The following is a 25599-nucleotide window of genomic DNA, read 5'->3' on the forward strand; positions in this document are numbered from 1 at the left end:
GAGCCTTGACAGCTACAGCGGGCGAGGCGCCGTCCTCGGCGGCCGGGCCGGTCGCGGCCGACTATGCCATCGAGGTGGAGGGCCTCAGCAAGAGTTTCGGCGGCAATTGCGTGGTGAACCATCTCACCATGCGGGTGAAACGCGGCCAGATCTATGGCTTTCTCGGCCCCAATGGCTCCGGCAAGACCACCACCATCCGCATGTTGTGCGGCCTGCTGACGCCGGACGAGGGACGCGGCACCTGCCTTGGGCTGGACATACGCACGCAAGGCCGCGCCATCCGCCGTCATGTCGGCTATATGACGCAGAAATTCAGCCTCTATGCCGATCTCTCCGTGCAGGAAAACCTCGAATTCGTCGCCCGCATCTATGGCGTGCCCGATGCCGAGCATGCCGCGGCAGCGGCCATCGCCTCCCTCGGCCTTGCCGGTCGGGAACGGCATCTCGCCGGCAACCTCTCGGGTGGCTGGAAGCAGCGTCTCGCCCTCGGTGCCTGCATCCTGCCCAAACCCCGGCTGCTGTTGCTGGACGAGCCCACCGCCGGTGTCGATCCGCAGGCGCGGCGCGAGTTCTGGGCGCAGATTCACGATCTGGCGGCGGAGGGTGTGACGGTGCTGGTCTCAACCCATTACATGGACGAGGCCGAACGCTGCCACGAGATCGCCTATATCGCCTATGGCGAATTGCTGGCGCAGGGCACGGTGGAAGAGGTGGTCGCCGGCTCGGCGCTTCACATGTGGCGCGTTACCGGGCCGGACCCGGCGACGCTGGCACGCGAACTGATGGCGGTGCCGGGCTTCGAGCTGGTGGCGCCGTTCGGCACCAGCGTGCATGTGGGCGGGCGCGACCGGGAGGCACTGGAGCGCGGCATTGCCGGCTTCGCCGGGCGGGAGGAATTGGTCTGGCGTGTGGACAGTCCCAGCCTTGAGGACGTGTTCATCGACCTCATCAACCGGTCAAGGGACAACGTCCGGTGAGGGGCATCGCGGGTTCCCTGCGCCGTATCGTTGCGATGATACGCAAGGAGTTCATCCAATTGCTGCGCGACCGCGTCTCCTTCGCGGTCATGGTGTCGATTCCGTTGCTGCAATTGATCATGTTCGGCTACGCCATCAATATGACGCCGCGCCATCTGCCGACGGCGGTGCTGGCCTATGATCAGTCGGCGCTCACCCGCTCCATCCTCGCCGCGATCGAGAACACCAAATATTTCGCCATCACCCATCACCCCGTGAACGAGGAGGAGGCGGAGCGTCTGCTGCGCTCGGGGCAGGTGCTGTTCGTGGTGGAAATCCCCGCCGGCTTCGAGCGTGCGGTTCGGCGCGGGGAAAGCCCGGCCCTGCTGGTGTCGGCGGATGCCACCGATCCCGTCGCCTCGAGCAGCGCGCTGGCGGCGCTGGAGCGGCTGGTGGAAACCTCGGTACGGCGCGAGCGCTTCAATGTCGACGACGCTCCGGAGGGCAGCGGTCTGGAGAAGATGCCGCCGCCTTTCGAATTCCACACCCATCCGCGCTACAACCCGGCGGCGGTCACCCAGCTCAATATCGTGCCGGGCCTTCTCGGCACCATCCTCACCATGACCATGCTCATCTTCACCGCGCTCTCGGTCACCCGCGAGATCGAACGCGGGACGATGGAGACGCTGCTCGCCATGCCGATCCGGCCGGTGGAGATCATGGTCGGCAAGATCACGCCCTATGTCATGGTCGGGGCGATGCAGGCGACGATGATCCTTGGCGCGGCCGTGCTGCTGTTCCAGGTGCCGGTGGTCGGCAGCCTGCCGCTTCTCACCGCCCTTACCGGCCTGTTCATCCTCACCAACCTCTCCATCGGCTATACGTTTTCCACCCTCGCGCAGAACCAGTTGCAGGCGGTGCAGATGACATTCATGTACTTCCTGCCCAACATCCTGCTGTCGGGGTTCATGTTTCCCTTCGCCGGCATGCCGACCTGGGCGCAGTGGGTCGCCGAAACGCTCCCGCTGACCCATTATCTGCGGATGGTGCGTGGCATATTGCTCAAAGGTGCGACGGCGCCCGATCTTGCGCAGAATATACTTGGCCTGTGCGTGATCATGCTCGTCGCCATGGTGCTGGCCGTGCGGCGTTTCCGGCAGACCTTGGACTGATCGCCAGTGAATCGCATGGCGGCCGCCGCGCCGCCTGCTGCTTCCGACTCACTCAACCGGCGGAAAGGTGGCGAGAAGGGTGAACTGCGCGGCGTTCTCGGTGCCAATCACGTCAAGCGCGCCCGAGCGCACCCAGAGATGCGCCGCCAGTTTTCCGTCCTTATCTTTCGCCACGCCATAATAGAGCGTCGTCGGCACGCCCCGCCGGTGCAGCATTGCCCGTGCCGAGAGCCCCTGTTCAAGGCATAGGGCCCGGAACGGCATGCGGCGGGCGACCGCGCGAATGGCCCAGCGCGCACGCAGAATTTGCGCCTCTGCATCCGCCGGGAGCGGGCGCGCCGGCCGGGTCGAGGCAAGCCGGGCCACATGGCGGAAGGGCAGCGTGACGATAGCCAGCCGCGCGAGCGCGACCACCAGAAGCGCCTCGCCCAGCAGGGTCCGGTCAGGCCAGCTCAGCCGCCGCCAGCGGGCGAGGAACGCGCGCAGGCGGCGGGGGGCGCCCTTGGCGCGACGGCCGCCTGGGGGAGAGGCGCTCACTGTGAACTGGCCGTCGGGCATGTCGGCATCATTCGGCGTTCGGCATGGACTTACGGTGACGGTTCGGCACCTACGCGCCATCCAAGCCTGAAGTCGTCCGGTTTCTCAAGCAGCTTCGCACCGTTTCCGCTTCACTGGCGGTCGAGGAGCTTGCGCTCAACCGTCTGCAGATGCGCACGCATGCAGGCGGCGGCGGCGGCTATATCGCGCTGCTCGATGGCGTCGACAATCGCCTCATGCTCCGCAAAGCTGTGATGGTCCGGCAGCGGCTTTACCGGCTCGGTACGCAGCCGACCCCAGGTCACCGCGCGGCGCACCGCGTTCAGCGTGTCGAACAGGCCGAGAAGCAGTGTGTTCTGCGAGGCTTCGGCAATCGTCCGGTGCAGGCGGGTGTCCCAAGCCTCGTATTGGCGCCAGGTTTCCGCCTGACGGGAGCGCGTGAGGCACATCCGCATCTCCGCGATGTCTTCCGGCGTCGCTGTGAAGGCGGCGGCACGGCAGATTTCCGGCTCCATCACGATCCGCGCGCGCATGACCTCCGCCGGGTTGCTGCGGCGGGCCAATGCGGCAATGTCGGCAAAGGTGTCGAGCGGCCGGCTGCCCATGAAGGTGCCCTTGCCGACATGGCGCCAGAGCTGGCCTTCCGCTTCCAGCACATCAAGCGCCTTGCGCAGCTCGGTCCGCGAAACGCCCAGCGCTGCCGACAATTCACGCTCCGGCGGCAGGCGGCCGTCATCGGCGAGCTCGATCTGCGCGAGATAGGCGCGCAATTGTGTGACGATGCCCTTTTCGAGATGGGGGTCGGCAGCAGGATTAAGCATGGGTGTCCGGATCAACCAAAGTGCGAATTGGTTCATTCTATGGCGGCATCAAATCGTGCGGTCAAGCCAATCCACTCTTGACCGGCTTGTGCAGCCAATATAAACCAAAATGAAATTGGTATCCAACCTCGCGGGTTGGGCGAGTAGCGGATTGAACCGCTCGGCTCTCATGGGAGACTGAAAATGCTCAAGGAATTCACGAGAAAATTGCGTGGCCTGTCCGTCATGGCAGCCGCTGTCGGCGTCGGCCTCGCCATGGCGGCGGTGTCGCAGGCGGAAGCAAAGGTTCGCGTCGCCTATGGCGACATCGCCTCGGTCGAAAATCTGCATCTGCTCGCGGCCTTCGAACTCGCCAAGGAGCGCGGCGTCGAGATCGAGATGACCTATCTGAAGTCCGAGGACATCGCCGCCCAGGCGGTGGTGAGCGGGCAGGCGGATATCGGTGTGGGCGGTCCCTACGCGCTGATGCAGAAGGTGAAGGTGCCGGTGCGCATCTTCCTGCAGCTCTCCACCCTGCGCTTCTATCCCGCCGTCAATGCCGAGTTCTACAAGACGTGGAAGGATCTGAACGGTCAGGAAGTCGCCGTCCATTCGCGCGGCTCCGGCACGGAAGCCATCATGAAGCTGATGGAGGAGAAGCAGGGCATCAAATTCTCCAAGATCAGCTACATCCCCGGTTCGGAAGTACGCACCGGCGCGCTGCTTCAGGGCAATGTGAAGGCGACGATCGTGGATGCGGCCGGTCGCCGGCTGCTGCAGGAAAAGGCGCCGGGCAAGTTCATTATCCTGCCGCTCGACGGTATCAACGCGACCGATGAGGCGCTGTTCGCCCGCCAGGACTTCCTCGACAAGAATCCGAAGGACGTGGACGTTATCGTCGAGTCGGTACTGACCACCTGGCGCGAAGTCACCAAGAACCCGGCGATCGTTGCCGAGTGGCGCGCCAAGTACAAGCTGCTGCCGGACCTGCCGGCCGATCAGGTGGCCGAGATCACCCCGTACTTCACCGAACTCGCCGAGGGCAAGGCGTTCCCGCTCAATGGCGGCGGTGAGGCGGCGGCCAAGGACGACTTCGCTTTCTACACCCTCTCCGGCCAGCTTCAGGGCAAGCCCGATGAGCTGAAGGTCGAGGATTTCTGGGCCCTCGAGCCGCTGAACCGCGCGCTCGCCAAGGTTGGCACGAACTGAGGCCGGTTGGATGACCTATCCGGTACAGGCGAACGGCTCCTCGCGAGCCGTTCCCCCCTCCGAAGCTTCCTTCTTCTGGAGGAAGCTCTCCGAGCACCGCACCGCTCTCTGGCGCCTGGCGTCGGTCGGGCTGTTCTTCCTCATCTGGGAAATCGCCGGTCGCATCCCGATCAGCTTCGCCTTTCCGACCTTCCTTGAGACACTACGGGCGTTTGTGACGATGACGCTCGACGGCTCCTTTGTCGCGGCCTACGCCGAGACATTGCAGCCGCTGGTGATCGGCATTGCCATCTCCGCCATCATCGGCATCGCGCTCGGCATCGTCATGGGCCTGTCGCGCTTCGCCGAATGGCTGGTGGCGCCCGTGTTCATCGTCCTTCAGGCCGCGCCGATGGCGGCGCTGATCCCGCTCATCACCTTCGTCTACGGCATCGGCCTCGTGTCGAAGACGCTGGCGGTGGTCATGCTGGCTTTGCCGGTGATCGTGCTCAACGGCTACAAGGCGGTGCGTAACGCCAACCCTTCGCTGGTCGCCATGTGCTACTCGTTCCAGGGCAATCTCTGGCAGCGCATCACCAAGATCATCATCCCCGACGCCAGCCCGGTGATCTTCGCCGGCCTGCGCCTTGGCCTGGCCGCCGGCTTTATCGGCGTGATCCTGGCGGAACTGCTCATCACCCCGACGGGCATTGGCGATCTTATCACCTATCACCGCTCGGTCGCGAACTATGCCGAGATGTATGCAGCGGTGGTGTCCATCATCCTTGTGTCCACCCTGACGCTCGCCGCGCTTGAGGCTTTCGAGCTTCGCGTGCTGCGTCCCGAGAAAAGAAGGTCCTGACCATGCGCAACATCACCGCCCAGGCGGCGAGCGCCGCCTCCCGTCCCGCCGGCTCGGATGTCGCGGTCGAGGTGCGTGGCGTCTGCAAGATGTACAATGAGGTGGAGGCCCTGCGCGGCATTGACCTCGATTTCCCCGCGGGCAAGCTCACCACGCTGCTCGGCCCCTCGGGCTGCGGCAAGACCACGCTTCTCAAGATCATCGCCGGCCTGATCCCCGCCACCTCGGGCGAGATCCGCGTCAATGGCCAGACCGTCACCGGCCCGGGGCCCGAGCGGGCCTTCGTGTTCCAGGACTTCGCGCTGATGCCGTGGGCCACGGTCCTGCGCAACGTAGCCTTCGGCCTTGAGCTGAAAGGCATGGGCAAGGACGAGCGACAGGCGATCGCGGTCAAGTACATTGCAGAGGTCGGACTGGCGGGTTTCGAGAACAAGTACCCACACGAACTCTCCGGCGGCATGCGCCAGCGCGTGGGCCTCGCCCGCGCTTTCGCGGTGAACGCCGATGTGCTCCTCCTCGACGAACCGTTCTCGGCGGTGGACGAACAGAACCGGCGCAAGTTCCAGGAGGATCTGCTGGAGCTGGTGGAAAAGGAGAAGAAGACCTTCATCTTCGTCACCCACTCGATCGAGGAAGCGGTCTATTGCTCGGACCGCATCGTCATCCTCTCGCGCCGCCCCGGCCGCATTGCCCAGATTATCGAACCGGAGATCGACCGCTCCGCCTCGCCCGACGCCATCCGCCGTGACCAGGGCTACCTCGATACGGTCGAGGAAATCTGGCAGGGCCTCAAGCACTACGTCGACTAGGGGAGGGCGCGATGACACTGTTCGGATTTCGCGTGCCTATGATGGCGTCGCTGCTTGTGTGGTGCGTCGTCTGGGAACTGGTCGGACGTTCCGGCGCGATGTTCCTCATTCCTCCGCTTTCCGATGTGCTGGTGGCGGCGGTGGCGCTGGTGCAGACCGGCACCTGGCAGGCGGCGGCGCTGACCACGCTGAACAGCTTCCTGATCGGCATGTTCTTCGCCATTGTCGTCGGCATCGCGGTCGGGGTGCTGATGGGGCGGTCCACCACCGCCGACAATCTGCTCGGCATCTGGGTGAACATCTTCGTGTCTGCCCCGCTCTCCGCTCTGGTGCCGGTTCTGATGATCCTCTTCGGCATGGGAGAGACCACGGTCGTGGTCACGGTGTTCCTGTTCGCCGTATGGATCATCGTCCTCGACACCCGCGCCGGCATCCAGAGCGTGCCCAATTCGCTGCTGGAAATGGGCCGCAGCTACGGCGCCTCCCGCTTCGCGCTGTACAGCAAGATCATCCTTCTGGCGGCGCTGCCGGAAATTCTTGCCGGCATTCGCCTCGGCGTGGTGCGCGGGGTCAAGGGCGTGGTGATCGGCCAGTTGCTGGTGGCGATCATCGGTTATGGCGAATTGTTCGAGCTCTACTCGCGCAATTTCGACATGGAGAATTTCTGGGCCCTGACCATCATCCTGTTCGTCGCGGCGATGGGATTGTCGAGCCTGATCGAAAGCATTGAGAAACGCGTCGACTATTACGCAGGAGTACGCTGATGAACGCGCCTATCGACACTTCCGCCTATGTGATCACGCCTCCTGGCATTCCGACGCTGCCCGTCGAAGGCTCGGACAAGCTGTTCCCGATCCATCGCATCTACTGCGTCGGCCGCAACTACGCCGAACACGCGATCGAGATGGGGCATGATCCCAACAAGGAGCCGCCCTTCTTCTTCCAGAAGAACCCGGACAATGTCATCGTCGACGGCACCTTTCCCTATCCCGACAAGTCCAGCGATGTGCATTATGAACTCGAAATGCTCGTCGCCATCGGCAAGGGCGGGGTGAACATCCCGGTCGAATCCGCCCTTGATCACGTCTGGGGCTATGGCGTCGGCCTCGACATGACCCGCCGCGACCTGCAGGGCGAAGCCAAGAAGCTCGGCCGCCCCTGGGAAGTGGGCAAGGCTTTCGAGGCCTCCGCTCCCTGTTCGGCGCTGGTGCCGGCTTCCTCCATCGGCCATCCCGCCAATGGCAAGGTGTGGCTCAACGTCAACGGCACCCAGCGCCAGGTCGGTGATCTCAACCAGATGATCTGGAAGGTGCCGGAGATGATCTCCTACCTCTCCGGCCTGTTCGAACTGCGGCCCGGCGATGTCATCATGTCCGGTACCCCGGCGGGTGTCGGCGCCATTGTGCGCGGCGATGTGATGGAAGGTGGCGTCGACGGCGTCGGCACGCTGACCGTCAAGGTCGTCTGAACCGCTTCAGGCCGGCACCCGTTGCCGAGCATCGGGTGCCGCCGACGCATTGATGAAGGGGACGCAGCGTGATCGCTGCGTCCCTTTTCGTTTGCTTTTTCAGGTGTCAGACCGAACCCGAGGCCGGTTACCGGTCAAGGCCGGCGCGGCGGCTTGCTTTTGCCGGGCTTGGTATAGGGTTTCTTGCCCTCGGTTCCCTTGTCGAAACGCGGCTTGCCTTCCAGCTTCTTGCCCTCAAGGCGTCCCGGCTTTTTACCTTCAAACGTCTTCGGCCGCTCAGGGCGTGCCGAACGCTCCCGATCGGCGTCCGCCAGAGGGTTCCATTCGCGCTTCTCCGTCCCGCCCTTGCGATGAGCGGTTTTGGTGCGCTCGGGCCTGTCGCCCGGCATCGCCTCGCGCCGCGGACGGCCCTCGGTCGCGGCATCGTGCGATCGCTCGTGGCGTGCCGCCGGCGCGCGTGCGGGCTTTTCGTAGAAAGGCGCCTCATAGGCAGGCTTGTCCTGGGCAGGCTTTTCCCGTTCCGGTCGCGCGCGCTCGGGACGTTCACGCTCGGGACGTCGTTCACGCTCGGGACGGTCCGTCCGCTCGCGCATCGGCCGCTCGCGGGGCGTGCGGACGAAGCGACCTTCCGGCGGGCCACCGGGCAGTGGCTCGATCACCACGTCGCCGCTCTCGATCTTCCGCGCCGCCTTGGCGAAGCGGTCGGCAGCGGCAAGGCTCACCTCGAACGCGGTTTCCTCGTCGAGAATCCGGATGATGCCAATGTCCTTGCGGGTCACATTGCCGCGACGGCAGATCAGCGGCAGCAGCCATTTGGGATCGGCATTGCTGCGGCGTCCGACATTGAGCCGGAACCAGACGCTGCCGCCCCCTGCCGGCTCACCGAAGGCGCGATCCGCCATCCGGTCTCGCGCGGGCCGCGGCTCACCGGGATCGGCCACTTCCTCCGGCGCCGGCAGGCCGGCCCGATAAAGTCGTACCAGCGCGGCGGCAAGGTGCTGGGGCGGATGCGCCGTGAGCAGGGTGCGGCCAGCGGCGAGGTCGTCCTCGCTCGGATCGTCGGTGAGCAATGCGTCGCTCAGCATTCGCTCATGGTCGAGCTTGCGGATTTCTTCGGCCGTCGGCGGGCCAGACCAGGCCGGCGCGACGCCGATCCCGCGCATCAGGTCCTCTGTGCGTCGGCGCCGGAACGGCGGCACCAAAAGCACGCTCACGCCCTTGCGTCCCGCACGGCCGGTGCGGCCGCTGCGATGCTGGAGACTTTCCGCGTCATTGGGCAATTCGGCATGGACGACGAGGCCGAGATTAGGCAGGTCGATGCCACGCGCGGCAACATCCGTAGCGACGCATACCCGCGCCCGCCCGTCGCGCAGCGCCTGCAGGGCATGGTTTCGCTCGTTCTGGCTCAACTCGCCGGAGAGCGCGACGGCCGAAAACTGGCGTTCCTGCAGCATGGCATGCAGCCGCCGCACGGCTTCGCGGGTGTTGCAGAACACGATGGCGCTCGGTGTGTCGTAAAAGCGCAGCACATTGACCACTGCGTGGTCGATCTCGGTCGGCGCGACGCGCAGAGTGCGGTACTCGATATCGGCATGACCGCCCTCCGCACTCGCCACCTCGATACGTAGGGCATCGCGCTGGTAGCGCCGGGCAAGCGCCGTGATACCGCGTGGCATGGTAGCGGAAAAAAGCAAGCTGCGCCGTTCCGGCGGGGTGGCGTCGAGAATGAATTCGAGGTCCTCGCGGAAGCCGAGGTCCAGCATCTCGTCGGCTTCATCGAGCACCGCGACCTTCAGCGCGGAGAGATCGAGCCGGCTGCGTTCCAGATGGTCGCGCAGCCGCCCCGGCGTGCCGACGACGATGTGGGCGCCCTGGTTCAGCAGGCGCTGCTCCTGCCGGGGGTCCATGCCGCCGACGCAGGAGACCACGCGCGCGCCTGTGGCTGCATAAAGCCAGCCGAATTCCCGCTGCACCTGCAGCGCCAGTTCGCGCGTGGGCGCCACCACCAGGGCAAGTGGTGCTCCGGCCGGGGGAAAAAGCTCCTGCGTGGCCAGCAGCGTCTCGGCCATGGCAAGACCATAGGCCACCGTTTTGCCCGAGCCCGTCTGGGCCGACACCAGCAGGTCGCGTTCGGCCGCCTCGGGCGCCAGCACAGCAAGTTGCACCGGCGTCGGATTGGTATAGTCCCGCTCGGCAAGTGCGCGGGCGAGCGCCGGGTTGGTCGTCATGAAGGTCACGGGTCGTCCGCCTATGTCGCAGGTTCGTCGGGCATCCGGGGCGCCCTTCGAGAAGGTCCGGGGACCCCCTCCTTAATCTTGCTGGCGCCGCAGCGCTACTGCCGCCTCGGTCTGCCGGCATGCCGTGCGGCCGGGAAGTGCGCTGCCGCCCGGGGGAGGCGCCGCATTCGGGAGACCCCGTCTCCAATGCCCGTCACGCGGTTTTCACGCGAGTTGACCACGTTGCGTCCTTCCACTGCCGTACGATTCAGGAAAGCCTGATGCAACAGAACCTCTCCCCGGATAGACACGACACCGAGATCGGCAGGACGGTTCAAAACTACATTGACGAGCGCCCGAGCTGGCCGGATGGCACGCCGGTGCCGGTCACACCGATGACCGCGATGCAATGGCGCATCTGGGGGCTCGCGGCGGCGGGCAAATTCTTCGAGGGGCTTGTCGTCTTCATGACCGGCGTGGCGATGCCGCTGATCGCCAACGAATTCGGCCTCGACGCCGTTGCCCATGGCGTGGTGGGAGCCGCCTCGCTCGCCGGTATATTGGTGGGCGCGCTGCTGCTCGGCGGCCTTGCCGATCAGTTCGGGCGCAAACTCATGTTCATCGTCGAGATGGTCCTCTTCATCATCTTTCTGGTGCTGCTGTCGGTTGCGCCGAGCTATCCTTGGCTTGTGGTCTTTCTCTTCGGAATCGGTCTGGCGCTCGGCTGCGACTATCCGACAGCCCATCTCATCATTTCAGAAAGCATTCCGACCAGCGCCCGCGGTCGTCTCGTTCTGGGCGCGTTCGCGTTCCAGGCGGTGGGCGCCTTGGTCGGCACCGGGGTCGGCTATGCCGTGCTCACCCTCGATCCCGATGTCACCGCCTGGCGTTGGATGTATGCCGCAGCCATCGTCCCGGCCATGATCGTTCTTGCCGGCCGCTTTTTCGTGACCGAGAGCGCGCCCTGGCTATTCGCCCGCGGTCGCAAGCACGAGGCCGAGCGCGTCACTGCCCGGCTGCTGCACCGCCGGCCGGCCTATCCGAAAAAGGTCGTGCTGTCGGCGCCCGACAAGGAGGCGACGGAAGGAAATGGCTGGGCGGCCCTATTCGAGCGCCGGAACCGCCGTGCCACCATCCTCGCCTCGGTGCCGTGGTTCCTGCAGGATTTGTCGACCTATGGCATTGGGATCTTCACGCCCACCATCCTCGCCGCAGCGCTGGGTCATGACAGTGGCAATGCCCGCAACATCGCCGAGGTCATTCAGAACGACATCTCCGCCGCCCAGGGGGCGGCCATGATCGACGTGCTGCTCATCGTCGGCATCATCTTTGCCGTGGCGCTGGCCGATCGGGTGGGGCGTGTTCCGTTGCAGATTCTCGGCTTCGTCGGCTGCGCCGCCGGGCTGCTGATCGCTTCCTTCTCGGCCTATTATGACGGCCCCCTTTCGACAACCCTCATCTTCGCCGGCTTCATGATGTTCAACTTCATGACCAATCTCGGCCCGAACGCGCAAACATACCTGCTCGCCGGCGAGGTGTTTCCCACCGCCATTCGCGGCAAGGGAGCCGGCTTCGCGGCGGCGTTCGCCAAGATGGGTGCGGTGGTTACTGCTTTCGGTTTCCCGGTGCTCCTGTCCACCATCGGTCAGCAGTCCCTGCTGTACGGGCTGGTCGTGATGTCGCTGCTTGGCGCCGCCATCACCTGGCGGTTCCGCATCGAGACGGCGGGCGTCAGCCTCGATGAGGTTGGCGGGCGTGGGCATCATCACGGCAAGGTGCGGTTGCCGGAAAGCGCGATCGCCGAGATCTGACGCGCGGATGCGCAGAGCCTGCAAGGGTCCGCTTGCCGACCCAGGCAGCCCCGTTCTCTGCCGGGTGGAGCGCAGGAAGGCTTGGAGAGCCCGCGCCGGCGGGCGGCTACGCGGAAGTCTGCCGGGCACTCCCCTTCGTTCGCCGTCTGGCGGGAACGGCGTCGATCGGTGATCGCGCGGTCATGTCGCTATTCTGCTCGCTTCCCGGACCACCCGCTCCGCTCGCTCCACGCGGCTGAGCAGGTTAGACGGAGCATTGGGGGACAGTACAACAAAGAACTCGCAGCCCACGCTGTCGTAAAACTCGACTTCACCCATCTCGATGAGATTTATTTCCCGAAGCTCCTCGATGATATTGCGGAAACTCGCTGGCGTGAATATCCACGCATGACAATCCAAATAATCGGTCTGTAGCGACGTGGCGGCCGCGTAGCCCGCTTCAAGGGTTCCGGTAAAGCTGAATACGCCACCGTCAAGATCAGCCCAGACGCCGGCACCGTTTCGCTCCGCCGACATCGAATAGTGGTCGAAAAGGTGGGCCGGATCATGCCGCGTGCGTTTCTCCAGATAGGCACGGACCATGGCGCCTGTTGTGCTGACAGGGCGAAAATAATCGAAGGTGAAGCGACGATCGGGCAGCATAAGATACAGCTTCCCGTCGGGTTTTAGCGCTCGCGTGCAGCGCTGGAGAAATCTGATCGGGTCGGGGAGATGTTCGAAGACATGACTGGCAATGATATAGTCAAATCTCTCGCCTTCCGGTAGAAGTCGGGTCAATTCTCCGCCATCATCAATTGCATCAACCGGTTCGATACGTGTCACATCCACGGGATGGTCGCGGTATTTCTCCCTCAATGACGCCTCATCGGCATGATCGACAATATAAACGTTAAAACCATCCTTCTTCGCGACGATCGGATTATAGGACGCGCCGAATTCTATCCCTATGCGATATTTCCCAACTCTCGAGCGCACGTAATTGCGGAAGTCCATGCGAAACCCTCTTGCGCTCGCGGGTTGTCAGCAGCCACAAAGACGCAATTCAAACGCGCCGCCGACCCTCATATCGGCATATGGTAGCATGTTTGTCGCATCCCGGAGTCGTTGTCGTGCGCCTGCGCTTTGATGATCTGAGGCTCCGCGCTTATCTTCTCTCGAAGAAGATGCGTCAATTCCCGAGTGTAATCCGGGAAAATGTGCCGCGTTTTTATGTAGATGAGGAGTGTTGCCCGGCTGTCGGAAATAATTATGCAATTGTTGTTTCTTATTCGGGTTTTGGTGTTGCATCCGACCTTATTGATCTGCTGAAGGCACTGCGCCGCCGTGGCGTGAACGCCGTGGTCATATGCAACGGTTTGCCGAAGTTGAACGTGCTGGAAATGCTTCGGCGGGACGCTCATCGAGTGATGGTGCGGCGGAATGTGGGTCGTGATTTCGGCGCCTTTCGCGCGGCGACCCTCCGCCTCGCAGCTGAGGGGCGAGCCGTCTCACGCATGCTGTATTTCAACGACAGCGTCATTTATATCGCCGGTGCCGAGCTGGACGCGATGGTGCATCGGATGATCGAGGATACGTATCCTGTCATCGGTGCGTTCGAGAACCACGAATTCGAGCACCACATCGGCTCCTATGTGTTTTCGGTGAGCGGCGAGGTGTTCTACGACTCGAAGCTGCTGTCGTTCTGGAAGCGTTATCGGCCGTACGATATCCGCCCTCACGCGATCCATCAGGGTGAGATTGCCTTATCTCGGCAGTTGAAAAAGCGCGGTTACGCTATCGGCGTGATCTATTCCGTGGATCGTCTCGGCGAACATCTCCGCACGTTCGACGCTGCCCAATTGCTTGGGCTCCTCAAATATATGACTCCGGCATGGAGGTCGGCTTTTCTGGCGCAAACCCGCGAGGGGACCTTAGGTGTCGGCCGGCAACTGGTGAGCGCCTTCGAAGTGGAGCGCCACACCTCACGCCCAAGCGGCGATACTCCGCAATCGTCTTCCCAAGGCGCGGTGCCAACGCTCAGTTCCCTGACCCGTCCGCCCGATACGCCTCGCGGTCGTCAGCAGACCACCTTCGCGGCCGCCCATCGGGAGGTGCTGCGATGGAGTATCATTCAGGCAATGCTGGCGGAGGTTTCTGCTCATAGCCAGATTCACGTGGGGTTTGGCCTTTTTCGGCTATTATTGGGCGCGCCTGTCGTCAAGAAGGACCTTCTTCAGCGCGGCCTGTGGTCTGAGCAGGACTGTTTGCAGATACTCGACGACGTGCCGCCCGAGGCGCGTCGACGCATCATCAGGCAGTTGATCAATCGCGGCCGTCCGCTGCATGTCAGCGGGACCCGGCGGTTTCTCCTTCGGCATGGCCTTGAGTAGGCCTGTCGCCGCGAATGCCTGAGGTTCTCCGTACAGGCCCTGTGAACGCGGGTTCTTTCCCCCTTGAAGCCTCGCTGTCTCGCCCTTAAGGTGCGCGCTGCCTGAGCGGGCGTAGTTCAATGGTAGAACGGCAGCTTCCCAAGCTGCATACGAGGGTTCGATTCCCTTCGCCCGCTCCAGCGGCAATTCTCCTGCGTCCACCCCTGCTGCGGCCTCGCGCCGGGTGTTCTGTCGGCGTTGCAAGCGAACGTGATCGCAGGGATCGGGGCGCCGTGCGCCCGGCCAGAAATTCCGATCCGTGCTGGCTCTGCCGCCGAGGGCGCTCCCCGTTGGCCCATTCGGGCCGCGGGAATGAGGGAACCTCTCGCGCGCCGCTCGCATTTTCGTTGCGATCAATGAGCGCGACTACGCCACCGAAGGCCGGGACACCCATGCAGAGCCCCCCCCAAACCACCTTGTCTCGACGTGACCTCCTGGTCGCTGGGGCAGCGACCGTCACCGTCTCGCACGCGAGCGGGACGATTGCGCGCGCTGAAGACGCCTCTGCACCGAGAGGTGACGGGGTGGGACGTGACAAGCCGGGAACCCTGCCGTCGCGGCTCTCTGTTCGCTTTGCCGTCAACGGCACTACCACCGAGGTGGAGGTCGATACCCGCACTACCCTGCTCGACGCGCTACGCGAGCAGCTTCATCTCACGGGCACGAAGAAGGGCTGCGATCATGGCCAGTGCGGTGCCTGCACCGTCATGGTCAACGGGGTCCGCATCAATGCCTGCCTCACCCTCGCGGTTATGCATGAGGGCGATGAGGTGACGACCATCGAGGGACTGGGAGGGCCGGCAGATTTGCACCCGATGCAGGCTGCCTTCGTCAGGCACGACGGCTATCAGTGCGGCTATTGCACGCCGGGACAGATCTGCTCGTCCGTGGCGATGCTCGCCGAAATCGAGGCCGGTATTCCCAGCCATGTCACTCCAGACCTCACCGGGCGTCCCGAAGCATCGGTGGACGAATTGCGGGAGCGGATGAGCGGCAATATCTGCCGCTGCGGTGCCTATTCCAATATTATTGACGCCATCTCCGACGTGGCGGGGAGGCAGTCATGATGCCATTCACCTATGAGCGCGCCTCCTCGGCGGCCGAGGCAGCGCGCGCGGCGGCTGCCAGTCCCGGCGCAAAATTCATCGCAGGCGGTACGAATCTTCTGGACTTGATGAAGCTGCAGATCGAGACGCCGAGCCATCTGATTGATGTGAACGGCCTCGCGTTCGACACGATCGAGCCCACGCGGGAAGGCGGGCTGCGCATCGGCGCGTTGGTCAGCAACACCTCGCTGGCCTCCGATCCGCGGGTGCGGCGAGACTATGCTGTGTTGGCACGTGCCCTTCTGGCGGGCGCATCGGGCCAATTGCGCAATAAGGCCACCACCGCCGGCAATCTGCTTCAGCGCACGCGCTGCCCCTACTTCTACGATACCGCCCAGCCCTGCAATAAGCGCGTGCCCGGCAGCGGCTGCGCGGCGATAGGCGGGGTGTCCCGCCAACTGGGCGTGATCGGCACCAGTGAGGCGTGCATCGCCACCCATCCCAGCGATATGGCGGTGGCTTTGCGCGCGCTCGACGCGACGGTGGAAACGGTGCGTGCTGATGGCAGCGAACGCTCGATCCCCATGGCCGAGCTTCATCGTCTGCCGGGCGACACGCCGCATGTGGAGACGGCGCTGGACGCCGGCGAATTGATTACCGCCGTGGTGCTGCCGCCGCCGCCGGGTGGTCGCCATGTCTATCGCAAGGTGCGCGACCGAGCTTCCTATGCCTTCGCTCTGGTTTCCGTCGCTGCCGTGCTGCAGCCGGACGGCACGGGGCGCGTCGCGCTCGGCGGCGTCGCTCCCAAGCCGTGGCGCGTCGAGGCGGCGGAGAGCGAGATGGGGCGCGGCGCCCGCGCTGTCACTTCCCGGCTGCTCGCCGCCGCCCGGCCGACGCGCGACAACGCCTTCAAGATCACGCTGGTCGCGCGCACGCTGGACTCGATCCTCATCGAGGGAAGGGGCTGAACCATGAAGTTCGAAAAGCCCGAAACCACAAACCCGATCGACCGGATGAAGGTGGTGGGGCAGCCGCTGGACCGGATCGAGGGCCCGCTGAAGACCACGGGCACGGCGCCCTATGCCTATGAGCGGCACGATGTGGTGGCCGATCCCGCCTATGGCTATGTGATCGGCGCCACCATCGCCAAGGGCCGCCTAAAGGCGATGGACCTGTCCGCCGCAGAGCGCGCGCCGGGGGTGCTCGCCATCGTCACGGCGGAGAATGCCGGGCCTCTGGACAAGGGCAATTACAACACCGCGCCTCTGCTCGGCGGTCCGCTTATTCAGCATTACCATCAGGCGGTGGCGCTCGTGGTGGCGGAGAGCTTCGAGCAGGCCCGCGCCGCTGCCGCCCTGGTGCGCGTCGACTATCTGGCGGAGCCAGGGAATTATGATCTTGAGGCAGCGAAGGGAGCGGCTTTCCCGCCAGAGGCCAACGGGCTGACTGGGCCCATCGACACCCATGTCGGCGATTTCGCGGCTGCTTTCGCGGCCGCTCCGGTGACACTGGACAGGACTTACACCACGCCGGACCAGTCACACGCGATGATGGAGCCGCACGCGACGCTCGCGTGCTGGGAAGGTGAACGGCTTACGGTATGGACCTCCAACCAGATGATCGCCTGGTCGCGGGGGGATCTTGCCAGAACGCTGCGTATGGACGCGGACAAGGTGCGTGTTGTCTCGCCCTATATTGGCGGGGGATTCGGTGCCAAGCTGTTCCTCAGGGCTGATGTGGTGCTGGCCGCGCTGGGGGCGCGGGCGGCGGGACGGCCGGTGAAGGTCGCGCTGCAGCGCCCGCTCATTGCAAATAACACGACGCACCGTCCGGCGACGATCCAGCGCATCCGGCTGGGCGCGCAGCGGGACGGAACCATAACGTCCATCGGCCATGAAAGCTGGTCCGGCGACCTTGAGGGCGGCGGGCCGGAGACCGCTGTCGGGCAAACGCGCCTGCTCTATGCCGGGGCCAACCGCATGACGGCGATGCGCCTGGCCGTGCTCGATCTGCCGGAGGGCAATGCCATGCGCGCGCCGGGCGAGGCGCCGGGCATGATGGCGCTGGAAATGGCGATGGACGAAATGGCCGAAAAGCTCGGCATGGACCCGGTGGACTTCCGCATTCGCAACGACACCCAGGTCGATCCGGAACATCCCGAGCGACCGTTCTCGGCGCGGCCTTTGGCCGAATGCCTGCGCCTCGGGGCTGAGCGCTTCGGGTGGAACGCTCGTCCCTCCCGGCCGGGCATGCGTCGGGACGGGCGCTGGCTTGTCGGCATGGGCATGGCGGCTGCTTTCCGCAACAATCTGCTGACGAAGTCTGGTGCCCGCGTTAGGTTGTCCGCGCAAGGCCGGGTGACAGTCGAAACCGACATGACCGATATCGGCACTGGCAGCTACACCATCATCGCGCAGACAGCCGCGGAGATGATGGGTGTGCCGGTGGAGGCGGTTACGGCGAAGCTCGGCGATTCCGATTACCCCGTCTCGGCCGGCTCGGGTGGCCAGTTCGGCGCCAATAATGCGACCTCCGGTGTCTATGCCGCCTGCGTCAAGCTGCGGGAGGAGGTGGCGCGCCGCCTCGGCTTCAATTCGGGCGAAGCCAGCTTCGTGGACGGCGAGGTGCGCGCGGGCAACCGCAGCGCGAGGCTCGGTTACGCGGCTGCGGAGGGCGATCTCACCGCCGAGGACGCGATTGAATATGGTGACCTCGATCAGACCTATCAGCAATCCACCTTTGGCGCGCATTTCGTCGAGGTGGCGGTCGACGGCGCAACTGGCGAAACGCGCCTGCGGCGCATGTTGGCGGTCTGTGCCGCCGGCCGCATTCTCAACCCGAAGTCCGCGCGCAGCCAGGTGATCGGAGCCATGACAATGGGGGCGGGGGCGGCGCTGATGGAAGAACTCGCCGTCGATAAGAGGCGTGGCTTTTTCGTCAATCACGACCTCGCCGGTTATGAGGTGCCGGTCCATGCCGACATCCCGCATCAGGAGGTCATTTTCCTCGACGAAGCGGATCCGATTTCCTCGCCGATGAAGGCGAAGGGGATCGGCGAGCTCGGCATCTGCGGCGTCGGCGCTGCGGTGGCGAATGCCATCTATAACGCCACCGGCGTGCGCGTGCGCGACTACCCCATCACCCTCGATAAGCATCTCGACCGTCTGCCGGAGGTGGCCTGAAAAACCGCCACTCCAGGCAAACTGTGGACGAGCGTGCAGACCGCTCCTGTGGCTCCTTCTGCGCGGCGGCGATGAGTGTCGGCGCCGCTCCCACCCTATAGGATGACAGGATCGGCGAGTCGTCCGGGGGTGAGAAGCGGAGAATGAGCGTGAGCGGTGATGCCCTGGTCTTCTACAGTTCGGTGGACAATGCGCAGGCGTGGCGGTCGGCGCTTATCGCCGAACTGCCCGATCTCGATGTACGGATCGAGCCTGACGTGGGCAATCCCGCCGATATCCGCTATGCGCTGTGCTGGACCCCGCCCGCCGGTTTCTTCGCCCGTTTTCCCAATCTTCAACTCGTGGTCAATCTCGGTGCGGGCGTCGACTCGTTGATGCAGCGCGACGATCTGGTGCCGGTGAAGTTCGCCCGCCTCAATGACCCCGGGATGGAGGCGATGATGGCGAGCTACGTCATCTTTGCCGTCACACGTTATGCCCGCGATATACCGGCCTTCGAGCGTGCAACGCGGCGGGGTGAGTGGCACTATATCCATCCCCGTCCGCTGTTCGAGATCAAGGTCGGCGTGTTGGGGCTGGGTGAACTCGGCGCTGCGGCGGCAAAGGCGCTGGCGGCGATGGGCTACGCCGTGTGGGGCTGGTCGCGGAGCCCCAAGGAGATTCCCGGCGTCACCGCACGGACAGGCCGCGAGGGGCTTGAGCGCGTTCTGGCCGAGAGCGACATTGTGGTGTGCCTGGTGCCGCTGACGCCGCAAACCCATCACCTGCTCGGCGCCGCCGAACTCGCGCTGATGCCGCGAGGCGCGAAGCTGGTGAATGTGTCGCGTGGTGCTCTGGTCGATGAGGCGGCCCTTGTGGAGGCGCTTCGCTCGGGCCATCTTGCCGAGGCGACACTTGACGTGTTCGAGACCGAGCCGCTTCCCAAGGAGCACCCGCTCTGGAGTCTCGACAATGTGCTGATAACGCCCCATGTGGCGAGCATCACCGTGCCGGAGCTTGCGGCGCGCGACGTTGCAGAGAGTATTCGGCGCGTTCGCCAGGGCCTGCCGCCGCTGCACGAAGTGGACCCGCGGCGGGGGTATTGACGGGGGTCATGGCGCGAATGGCTTGCGGGCAGAGGTATCGGACCGATCGAAGGGCGCGGACATGATGGGTACGGTTTCAGTGCGGGTTGGCGCATGGAGATGGGGGCTCGGGATCGCCGCCGTCCTCGCCCTCGGTGCGGCGATCGGCCTGTGGGCGCGCCACGGTGCGGCCGTTTTCTTCGAGATGCTCGCGGCTGGTCTCGCTTATTGTTTCTGACCGTTTGACCGATCCGTGGCGCCGGCCGGTGCGGCTGCGCCGAGTTGTGCTGTGGTGCCATGTCCCATCGTCGTATCGTCCTGCTGCTGGCTGCCTTTGTTGTCGGCGCCGTTGTCATCGTTGCCAGTGCGTTGGCTTTGCTGCCCTCCGGCAAGGGCCCGGTCTCGAACGAGGTGTCGATCGGCGGTCCCTTTCAACTCGTTGACCAGAACGGGAATGCGGTGACGCAGGAGAGCTATCTCGGCAGACCGACATTGGTGTTCTTCGGCTTCACCCACTGCCCGGATATTTGCCCGACCGCGCTGTTCGAGATGTCGCAGCTCTTCGAGGCGCTAGGGCCGGATGCGGACAAGGCGACGGGTCTGTTCATCACCGTCGATCCCGAACGCGACACGCCTGCGGTGATGAAGGACTATCTCGGCAGCTTCCACCCGAGCATTCAGGGGTTGAGCGGTACCCCGGAGCAGATCGCTGCGGTGACCCGCGCCTATCGCGCCTATGCCAAGAAGGTGCCGACGCAGGATGGCGACTACACCATGGACCACACGGCCATTGTCTATCTCATGGACAAGGAGGGCCGCTTCGTCGCCCCGTTCAACCTGAAGCAGCCGCCAGCGGACGCCGCGGCCGAGTTGCGCCGTTACTTCTAAGCCGTACGGTCGGCCGCAATCCCTGCCGCCGGCGTGAGGTGCGCGCAAGGCCGTGCTCGGTCTTCTCCCAATGTGAAGGGGCGATGGCGAGCGTTATCAGCGCCCGCCAGGCGGCGGCTGACATCATGAGCCAGTAAACCGGCATCAACAGCGCGACCTGGGCGGCGCCAGCAATGCGCCGCCGACGCATGCCCAGAAATGTTGACAGGACGGTGCCCATCAGTCCCGCCAGCAGCACGCCGAACCATACGGCGTCGAGCAATGTCGACATCGCGGAGGGGTGAGGCACCGGCGCGAGGAAAAGTCCCAGCACGAGTGAGGCGAACAGCACAGGGTGGAGCAGTGCGGCCGCAGTACCGCTCCCGAGCAGAAACAGCAGCGTCAGCGTCCCCGGCCAGCCGGCGCTGCGTACCATGTGTAGCGGCCGGCGCGCATGCACCAGCAGCGTCTGCATCCATCCCTTGTACCAGCGCGTGCGCTGACGCATCCAGGCCCCAAGCCGGCGCGGCGCCTCCTCGTCGGTCGTGCAGGTGATGACCTGTGTACTCCAGCCCGCCCGGGCGAGGCGCACGCCGAGATCCGCGTCCTCGGTCACGTTGAAAGGATCCCAGCCGCTCACCTCGTCAAGGGCGTCACGGCGGAAATGGTTTGACGTGCCTCCAAGCGGCAGCGGCAGCCTGCAAAGGCCGAGCATGGGCAGTACGACATCGAAATAGGCCGCATATTCGGCGGCGAACTGCCGAGGGATCCAGCCATCGGCGAGATTGTCGATAACGAGATGGGCCTGAACGCAACCGAGGCGTTCATTGCCCTGGCGCCCGAGGGTGGTGCACACCCGCCGCAACTGCAAGGGGTCGGGCATGTCCTCGGCATCATAAATGCCGATCACCGTACCGCGTGCGAAAGGCAGGGCGACGTTCAACGCCTTCGGCTTGGTGCGCGGCCCTATGCCGGGCGCGATAATGACCTCGAAGCCGGGGCGGCGAGCATGGAGCTTTAGTGCCGTCGCGGTTGCCTCGTCGTCGTGTTCGATGACGAGGAGGATCTGTAGTTTTTCGCGGGGATAGTCGATGGCCTCCAGCGCATCGACTAACTGGGGCACAACGCGCGCTTCGCGGTAGAGCGGAACGATCAGGCTGTAATAGGGCAGGGACCTGTCGTCACGCGCCGGGCGCGGCGGGGGTTGCGGCGGGATGGTGCAGGCTGCCAGCTTCAAGGTCGCCGCACCGACGAGTATCAATGCCACCAAGCCCGGCAGGGCCCAGGCCCCGATGAAGGAGGTTGCGGTTGCGGTGAGGAAGAGCGCGGCCAGCGCTACGGCGAAGAGGCCGAACAGGTAGCGCGACACGGTGAGCGTCCCTGCCGAGAGATGCGGCTGCCGGTCGCGTAAACCATAGGCGGCGTAACCGCCCAGTTGCCGTATATAGCGCAAGCGCAGGAAGCCGGACAGGCGCTCCGGTGTCGTCAGTTGTGTCCGTGCGCGCAACTCCGGCCGTTCCGCGAGTTGCGCCGCCAGCCGGCGCAGCCGTAGGCCGCGTGCCGCGATCACAAGCCGGCCGTCAGCCGTGCGCAGGATGCCGCTCCGCAATGCGGCGGATATATCGGACGCCGTGAGCTTCGGAGCGGCGCTGAAAACCGTCGGATCGAGGGGTTCGAATGCGATGCCCAATTCGCGCGCCGCGGCTTGAGCAAGCGCATCGGAGGAGGCGTGGCCCATGGCCAGTAAGGTCTCATCGAGACCGGTTCCGAGCCGGTCGGCTCGCCGTCGGGCATAATGCAGGACGGCCGGGTCCAGCGTCCGGGCGAGGCCCGCCGCCTCCACCGGAATGCCGGCTGCGTCGAGAGCCTCCAGCGGGCCCCACGAGCGCCAGCGCACCACCTGCGTCATCGGGCGGCCCTCGCCTAGCGAACACCAAAACGGTAGAACATCGCGGTGGCGCGGCAGCCGCCTAATCCAGCGCGAGGACAGTGTGCGGTATCTTTATCCGGTAGTTAAGTCCGGTTCCATGACAGCGCTTCTATTGGCGGCTATGCTCTCCGTCGTAATGTCCGGCGATGTGGTCTCGGCGCAACAGCGGGACGTATCGGCGGTGGCGCCCCCCTCCGACCCGGTGGTGGTTCCCGGCTTCTGGGACCCTAAGCGGCGGCCCGAGCGGCCGGACGTGACCCGCCTGCCGGTGCAGATACGGTTTGTCACCACTGAGGACTATCCGCCCTTCAGCTTCCGCGGCGAGGATGGGCGTCCGACCGGGTTCAATGTCGACATCGCCCGCGCGATCTGCACCGAACTCGCCATTCGCTGCACCTTGGAAATCCTTCCCTTCGATGAGTTGGTCGAGGCTCTGGAGAGCGGCAAGGCCGATGCAGCGATCGCCGGGATCGCCATTTCTGCCGCCAGCCGGGAGAGGAGCGATTTCTCCGACCGCTATTTCCGCTCGCCGGCGCGGTTCGTCGCCCGCCGGGGCGACGGCGAGTTGAAAGTGACACCGAATGCGCTCGCTTCCAAATCTGTCGGTGTGGTCGGCGACACCGCGCACGAAGCCTATCTGCGCGACTTCTTCAATGAGATCGCCATTCGTCGCTTTGCCGATGCCGACATGGCCCGTGCCGCGCTGCAGAAGGGTGAGGTCGACCTTCTCTTCGGCGACGGTGTGCAACTCGCCCTGTGGCTCAACGGCACGGCCTCCGCCGGCTGCTGTGTCTTCGTCGGCGGCCCCTTCACCGAGAGCCTTTATTTCGGCGAAGGGATGGGCATCGCGGTCAAGCGCGGCAACGACCCATTGCGTCAGTCGCTGAACTATGCGCTGGCCCAACTCTGGGAGGAAGGGGTCTATACCGACCTCTATCTGCGCTGGTTCCCGATCAGCGTTTATTGACGCGGGCTTCCGCACTACCTAGAGCATCTGCCCGGAGGCGGCGTGGCCGCCTTTGACGTTTCAGTGAAGCAAAGCCCAGGAGGGCCTATCATGACGGCGACCGCTCCGGTCGAAGATTTTGCAGTCGAACTGCGCACGCTGGCGGAGACCGCTGGCGCCTGGCCGTTCGAGGAAGCCCGCAAGATCGTCGAGCGTCTGAAGCGGAAACCCAAAGACGAGGTTCTGTTCGAGACGGGCTACGGCCCGTCCGGCCTGCCGCATATCGGCACCTTTGGCGAGGTGGCGCGCACCACCATGGTGCGTCACGCCTTCCACGTGCTGACCGAGGGCAAGATTCCGACGCGTCTGCTCTGCTTCTCCGACGACATGGACGGCATGCGCAAGATTCCGGAGAACGTGCCGGATCCGGCGGCGTTGAAGCCTTATCTGCAGATGCCGCTGACCAAGGTGCCGAACCCGTTTGGCGGCGGCTATGAGAGCTTCGGCCACCACAACAATGCGATGCTGCGGCGTTTCCTCGACACGTTCGGCTTCGACTATGAATTCGCCAGCGCCACGGACTATTACTTCTCCGGCAAGCTCGACGCCGTGCTGCTGAAGGCGGCGGAGAAGTACGAGGCCATCATGGAAGTGATGCTGCCGACGCTGGGCGAGGAGCGGCAGGCGACCTATTCGCCCTTCCTGCCGATTTCGCCGGTTTCCGGCCGCGTGCTCTACGTGCCGCTCAAGGCCGTCGACGCCAAGGCCGGCACCATCACCTTCACGGACGAGGATGGGGTGGACAAGACCCTTCCCGTCACCGGCGGCCATGTGAAGCTGCAATGGAAGCCGGATTTCGGCGCCCGCTGGGCGGCGCTCGATGTCGATTTCGAGATGTTCGGCAAGGACCACCAGACCAATGCGCCGATCTATGACCGGATCAGCGAAATCCTTGGGGGCGTGGCGCCCGAGCACTTCGTCTATGAGCTGTTCCTTGACGAGAACGGCCAGAAGATCTCGAAGTCGAAGGGCAACGGCCTGACCATCGACGAATGGCTGACCTATGCGAGCCCGGAGAGTCTGGCGCTGTATATGTTCCAGTCGCCGCGCTCCGCCAAGAAGCTGCATTTCGACGTGATTCCGAAGGCGGTGGACGAGTATTTCAGCTTCCTCGCCCGCTATCCGACCCAGGACTGGAAGAACCGGCTCGGCAATCCTGTGTGGCACATCCATTCCGGCAACCCGCCGGTGGAGGAATTGCCGCTGAGCTTCGGCCTGATGCTCAAGCTCGCCTCGGCCTCCAATGCCGAGGACAAGGGCGTGCTCTGGCGCTTCATCGAGCGCTATGCGCCCGGCACGTCGCCGGAAACCCACCCGACTGTCGACCAACTGGCCGGCTATGCCGTGCGCTACTTCATCGACCGTGTGAAGCCGCACCGCAGCTATCGCCTGCCCGACGAGGTCGAGGCGCAGGCGCTGGCGCGGCTCGACGCGGCGCTGGCTGTGGTGGATGGCGAGGATCGCGACGCCATCCAGAACGCGGTCCTCGATGTCGGCCGAGCCGAGCCACGCTATCAGGACCACAAGCGCAAGAGCCCGAGCGGCGGGCCGGGCGTGACCTTCGCCTGGTTCAGCGCGCTCTACGAGCTTCTGCTCGGCGAGAAGGAAGGCCCGCGCTTTGGCGGCTTCGTCGCTGCCTACGGCATTCCCGAGACCCGCGCCCTGATCGCGCGGGCACTTTCCGGGGAACTCGCCAACGGCGCCGGCTGACGCTTTTCCGATGCGCCATGGCGTCCTACTCTTCTCGGCTTGAGGAGGACGCCATGGACCATTCCGACCATCCATCCGGAGATCACTCGCACGGCGATTCCGGTGCTGCGCGCTGGAAGCATGATGGCGTTCGCGTCATCAAGGGCGACGCGCTCGACGCGAATACGGCGCAGACCCCGGGCATGTTCCGTCAGGCGGCGATCAATCACGCCCGCGTCGGCGCCCAGAAAATCTGGGCGGGCACGGTCACCATAGAACCCAACGCGAAGACCGGCGTGCACCATCATGGGGCGCTGGAAAGCGTCATCTTCGTCGTGCGCGGCCGCGCCCGCATGCGCTGGGGCGAGCGGCTGGAATATGTGGCCGAGGCCGAGGCGGGCGACTTCATCTTCGTTCCACCCTATGTGCCGCATCAGGAAATCAACGCCGACCCCGGCCAGCCGCTCGACTGCGTGCTGGTGCGTTCGGACAATGAGGCCGTTGTGGTGAACATCCCCGATGTCGAGCCCGTGGAGAGGCCGGAAGAGGTCTACTGGGTCGATCCGATCCACAAGGCGCCGGGCTGAC

Annotated in this window: 23 protein-coding genes and 1 tRNA gene; 19 read left to right on the plus strand and 5 right to left on the minus strand. The window is 64.7% G+C overall.

What is annotated here, in order from left to right:
* Positions 1-5 precede the first annotated feature (5 nt).
* Positions 6-977 (plus strand): ABC transporter ATP-binding protein, encoded by a 972-nt coding sequence (locus AAC979_RS01970; protein ID WP_371345146.1) that lies wholly within the window; start codon positions 6-8, stop codon positions 975-977.
* Positions 978-1012: 35 nt separating this feature from the next.
* Positions 1013-2128 (plus strand): ABC transporter permease, encoded by a 1116-nt coding sequence (locus tag AAC979_RS01975; RefSeq protein ID WP_371348977.1) that lies wholly within the window; start codon positions 1013-1015, stop codon positions 2126-2128.
* 48 nt (positions 2129-2176) lie between these two features.
* Here the strand turns inward: AAC979_RS01975 and AAC979_RS01980 are convergent, their stop codons facing one another.
* Together AAC979_RS01980 and AAC979_RS01985 are read right to left on the minus strand one after the other, a co-directional pair.
* Positions 2177-2686 (minus strand): lasso peptide biosynthesis B2 protein, encoded by a 510-nt coding sequence (locus tag AAC979_RS01980; RefSeq protein ID WP_371345147.1) that lies wholly within the window; start codon positions 2684-2686, stop codon positions 2177-2179.
* A 110-nt stretch (positions 2687-2796) separates the two neighbouring features.
* Positions 2797-3486, minus strand: coding sequence for a FadR/GntR family transcriptional regulator (locus AAC979_RS01985; protein WP_371345148.1), 690 nt, complete (start codon positions 3484-3486; stop codon positions 2797-2799).
* Positions 3487-3669: 183 nt separating this feature from the next.
* Here AAC979_RS01985 and AAC979_RS01990 point away from each other — a divergent pair, with 183 nt between their 5' ends.
* Genes AAC979_RS01990 through AAC979_RS02010 form a run of 5 tightly spaced genes read left to right on the plus strand, consistent with a single transcriptional unit; the run spans position 3670 to position 7792 of the window.
* Entirely contained in the window at positions 3670-4674 is a 1005-nt protein-coding gene (locus tag AAC979_RS01990) for an ABC transporter substrate-binding protein (RefSeq protein WP_371345149.1), read from the plus strand.
* A gap of 10 nt (positions 4675-4684) precedes the next feature.
* Positions 4685-5515 (plus strand): ABC transporter permease, encoded by an 831-nt coding sequence (locus AAC979_RS01995; RefSeq protein ID WP_371345150.1) that lies wholly within the window; start codon positions 4685-4687, stop codon positions 5513-5515.
* A 2-nt stretch (positions 5516-5517) separates the two neighbouring features.
* Positions 5518-6324, plus strand: coding sequence for an ABC transporter ATP-binding protein (locus AAC979_RS02000; protein WP_371345151.1), 807 nt, complete (start codon positions 5518-5520; stop codon positions 6322-6324).
* 11 nt (positions 6325-6335) lie between these two features.
* Positions 6336-7088, plus strand: coding sequence for an ABC transporter permease (locus tag AAC979_RS02005; protein WP_371345152.1), 753 nt, complete (start codon positions 6336-6338; stop codon positions 7086-7088).
* Positions 7088-7792, plus strand: coding sequence for a fumarylacetoacetate hydrolase family protein (locus AAC979_RS02010; RefSeq protein WP_371345153.1), 705 nt, complete (start codon positions 7088-7090; stop codon positions 7790-7792). The genes AAC979_RS02005 and AAC979_RS02010 overlap by 1 nt, the downstream gene beginning before the upstream one ends.
* A 134-nt stretch (positions 7793-7926) precedes the next feature.
* On the opposite strand, the gene AAC979_RS02015 is transcribed toward AAC979_RS02010, so the two are convergent.
* A complete protein-coding gene (locus tag AAC979_RS02015) occupies positions 7927-10020 on the minus strand; it encodes a DEAD/DEAH box helicase (protein ID WP_371348978.1) in 2094 nt (697 codons plus the stop codon).
* Positions 10021-10289: 269 nt separating this feature from the next.
* Between AAC979_RS02015 and AAC979_RS02020 the strand changes: the two genes are divergently transcribed.
* Positions 10290-11819: an MFS transporter gene (locus AAC979_RS02020; protein ID WP_371345154.1), complete on the plus strand. Its 1530-nt coding sequence runs from the start codon at positions 10290-10292 to the stop codon at positions 11817-11819.
* 180 nt (positions 11820-11999) lie between these two features.
* Here AAC979_RS02020 and AAC979_RS02025 read toward each other — a convergent pair whose 3' ends face one another.
* A complete protein-coding gene (locus tag AAC979_RS02025) occupies positions 12000-12812 on the minus strand; it encodes a class I SAM-dependent methyltransferase (protein WP_371345155.1) in 813 nt (270 codons plus the stop codon).
* A gap of 116 nt (positions 12813-12928) precedes the next feature.
* Between AAC979_RS02025 and AAC979_RS02030 the strand changes: the two genes are divergently transcribed.
* The 8 genes from AAC979_RS02030 to AAC979_RS02065 all read left to right on the plus strand — a co-directional run bounded on the left by AAC979_RS02030 (position 12929) and on the right by AAC979_RS02065 (position 20407).
* Positions 12929-14188, plus strand: coding sequence for a lipopolysaccharide biosynthesis protein (locus AAC979_RS02030; RefSeq protein WP_371345156.1), 1260 nt, complete (start codon positions 12929-12931; stop codon positions 14186-14188).
* 105 nt (positions 14189-14293) lie between these two features.
* Positions 14294-14367 (plus strand) — tRNA-Gly (locus AAC979_RS02035).
* 252 nt (positions 14368-14619) lie between these two features.
* The gene (gene paoA, locus AAC979_RS02040; RefSeq protein WP_371345157.1) at positions 14620-15294 is read left to right on the plus strand and encodes an aldehyde dehydrogenase iron-sulfur subunit PaoA; all 675 of its coding nucleotides are present in this window, start codon (positions 14620-14622) and stop codon (positions 15292-15294) included.
* The gene (locus AAC979_RS02045) at positions 15291-16241 is read left to right on the plus strand and encodes a xanthine dehydrogenase family protein subunit M (protein ID WP_371345158.1); all 951 of its coding nucleotides are present in this window, start codon (positions 15291-15293) and stop codon (positions 16239-16241) included. The genes paoA and AAC979_RS02045 overlap by 4 nt, the downstream gene beginning before the upstream one ends.
* A 3-nt stretch (positions 16242-16244) precedes the next feature.
* On the plus strand, positions 16245-18455 hold the full coding sequence (paoC, locus tag AAC979_RS02050; RefSeq protein ID WP_371345159.1) for an aldehyde oxidoreductase molybdenum-binding subunit PaoC: 2211 nt from the start codon (positions 16245-16247) through the stop codon (positions 18453-18455).
* Between the two features lie 149 nt (positions 18456-18604).
* Complete coding sequence (locus AAC979_RS02055) at positions 18605-19540, plus strand: 2-hydroxyacid dehydrogenase (protein WP_371345160.1); 936 nt, start codon at positions 18605-18607, stop codon at positions 19538-19540.
* Between the two features lie 61 nt (positions 19541-19601).
* Positions 19602-19757 (plus strand): hypothetical protein, encoded by a 156-nt coding sequence (locus AAC979_RS02060; protein ID WP_371345161.1) that lies wholly within the window; start codon positions 19602-19604, stop codon positions 19755-19757.
* A gap of 59 nt (positions 19758-19816) precedes the next feature.
* Positions 19817-20407 carry an SCO family protein gene (locus AAC979_RS02065; RefSeq protein ID WP_371345162.1) on the plus strand — a complete coding sequence of 197 codons (591 nt, stop codon included), beginning with the start codon at positions 19817-19819 and terminating at the stop codon, positions 20405-20407.
* On the opposite strand, the gene AAC979_RS02070 is transcribed toward AAC979_RS02065, so the two are convergent.
* The gene (locus tag AAC979_RS02070; RefSeq protein WP_371345163.1) at positions 20352-22295 is read right to left on the minus strand and encodes a glycosyltransferase; all 1944 of its coding nucleotides are present in this window, start codon (positions 22293-22295) and stop codon (positions 20352-20354) included. The genes AAC979_RS02065 and AAC979_RS02070 overlap by 56 nt on opposite strands.
* A 226-nt stretch (positions 22296-22521) precedes the next feature.
* Here AAC979_RS02070 and AAC979_RS02075 point away from each other — a divergent pair, with 226 nt between their 5' ends.
* The 3 genes from AAC979_RS02075 to AAC979_RS02085 all read left to right on the plus strand — a co-directional run bounded on the left by AAC979_RS02075 (position 22522) and on the right by AAC979_RS02085 (position 25598).
* The gene (locus AAC979_RS02075; RefSeq protein WP_371348979.1) at positions 22522-23283 is read left to right on the plus strand and encodes a transporter substrate-binding domain-containing protein; all 762 of its coding nucleotides are present in this window, start codon (positions 22522-22524) and stop codon (positions 23281-23283) included.
* 90 nt (positions 23284-23373) lie between these two features.
* A complete protein-coding gene (locus AAC979_RS02080) occupies positions 23374-25032 on the plus strand; it encodes a lysine--tRNA ligase (protein ID WP_371345164.1) in 1659 nt (552 codons plus the stop codon).
* A 53-nt stretch (positions 25033-25085) separates the two neighbouring features.
* Complete coding sequence (locus AAC979_RS02085) at positions 25086-25598, plus strand: cupin domain-containing protein (protein WP_371345165.1); 513 nt, start codon at positions 25086-25088, stop codon at positions 25596-25598.
* Position 25599: the final 1 nt, after the last annotated feature.

The sequence above is a fragment of the Ancylobacter sp. IITR112 genome (assembly GCF_041415945.1).
GTDB lineage: Bacteria > Pseudomonadota > Alphaproteobacteria > Rhizobiales > Xanthobacteraceae > Ancylobacter.

Bases quoted from the DNA above. Each gene is read 5' to 3' on its own strand.
- AAC979_RS01975 (WP_371348977.1), top strand. From the start codon at position 1,013: ATGATACGCAAGGAGTTCATCCAATTGCTGCGCGACCGCGTCTCCTTC.
- AAC979_RS01980 (WP_371345147.1), bottom strand. From the start codon at position 2,686: ATGCCCGACGGCCAGTTCACAGTGAGCGCCTCTCCCCCAGGCGGCCGT.
- AAC979_RS01985 (WP_371345148.1), bottom strand. From the start codon at position 3,486: ATGCTTAATCCTGCTGCCGACCCCCATCTCGAAAAGGGCATCGTCACA.
- AAC979_RS01990 (WP_371345149.1), top strand. From the start codon at position 3,670: ATGCTCAAGGAATTCACGAGAAAATTGCGTGGCCTGTCCGTCATGGCA.
- AAC979_RS01995 (WP_371345150.1), top strand. From the start codon at position 4,685: ATGACCTATCCGGTACAGGCGAACGGCTCCTCGCGAGCCGTTCCCCCC.
- AAC979_RS02000 (WP_371345151.1), top strand. From the start codon at position 5,518: ATGCGCAACATCACCGCCCAGGCGGCGAGCGCCGCCTCCCGTCCCGCC.
- AAC979_RS02005 (WP_371345152.1), top strand. From the start codon at position 6,336: ATGACACTGTTCGGATTTCGCGTGCCTATGATGGCGTCGCTGCTTGTG.
- AAC979_RS02010 (WP_371345153.1), top strand. From the start codon at position 7,088: ATGAACGCGCCTATCGACACTTCCGCCTATGTGATCACGCCTCCTGGC.
- AAC979_RS02015 (WP_371348978.1), bottom strand. From the start codon at position 10,020: ATGACGACCAACCCGGCGCTCGCCCGCGCACTTGCCGAGCGGGACTAT.
- AAC979_RS02020 (WP_371345154.1), top strand. From the start codon at position 10,290: ATGCAACAGAACCTCTCCCCGGATAGACACGACACCGAGATCGGCAGG.
- AAC979_RS02025 (WP_371345155.1), bottom strand. From the start codon at position 12,812: ATGGACTTCCGCAATTACGTGCGCTCGAGAGTTGGGAAATATCGCATA.
- paoA (WP_371345157.1), top strand. From the start codon at position 14,620: ATGCAGAGCCCCCCCCAAACCACCTTGTCTCGACGTGACCTCCTGGTC.
- AAC979_RS02045 (WP_371345158.1), top strand. From the start codon at position 15,291: ATGATGCCATTCACCTATGAGCGCGCCTCCTCGGCGGCCGAGGCAGCG.
- paoC (WP_371345159.1), top strand. From the start codon at position 16,245: ATGAAGTTCGAAAAGCCCGAAACCACAAACCCGATCGACCGGATGAAG.
- AAC979_RS02060 (WP_371345161.1), top strand. From the start codon at position 19,602: ATGATGGGTACGGTTTCAGTGCGGGTTGGCGCATGGAGATGGGGGCTC.
- AAC979_RS02065 (WP_371345162.1), top strand. From the start codon at position 19,817: ATGTCCCATCGTCGTATCGTCCTGCTGCTGGCTGCCTTTGTTGTCGGC.
- AAC979_RS02070 (WP_371345163.1), bottom strand. From the start codon at position 22,295: ATGACGCAGGTGGTGCGCTGGCGCTCGTGGGGCCCGCTGGAGGCTCTC.
- AAC979_RS02080 (WP_371345164.1), top strand. From the start codon at position 23,374: ATGACGGCGACCGCTCCGGTCGAAGATTTTGCAGTCGAACTGCGCACG.
- AAC979_RS02085 (WP_371345165.1), top strand. From the start codon at position 25,086: ATGGACCATTCCGACCATCCATCCGGAGATCACTCGCACGGCGATTCC.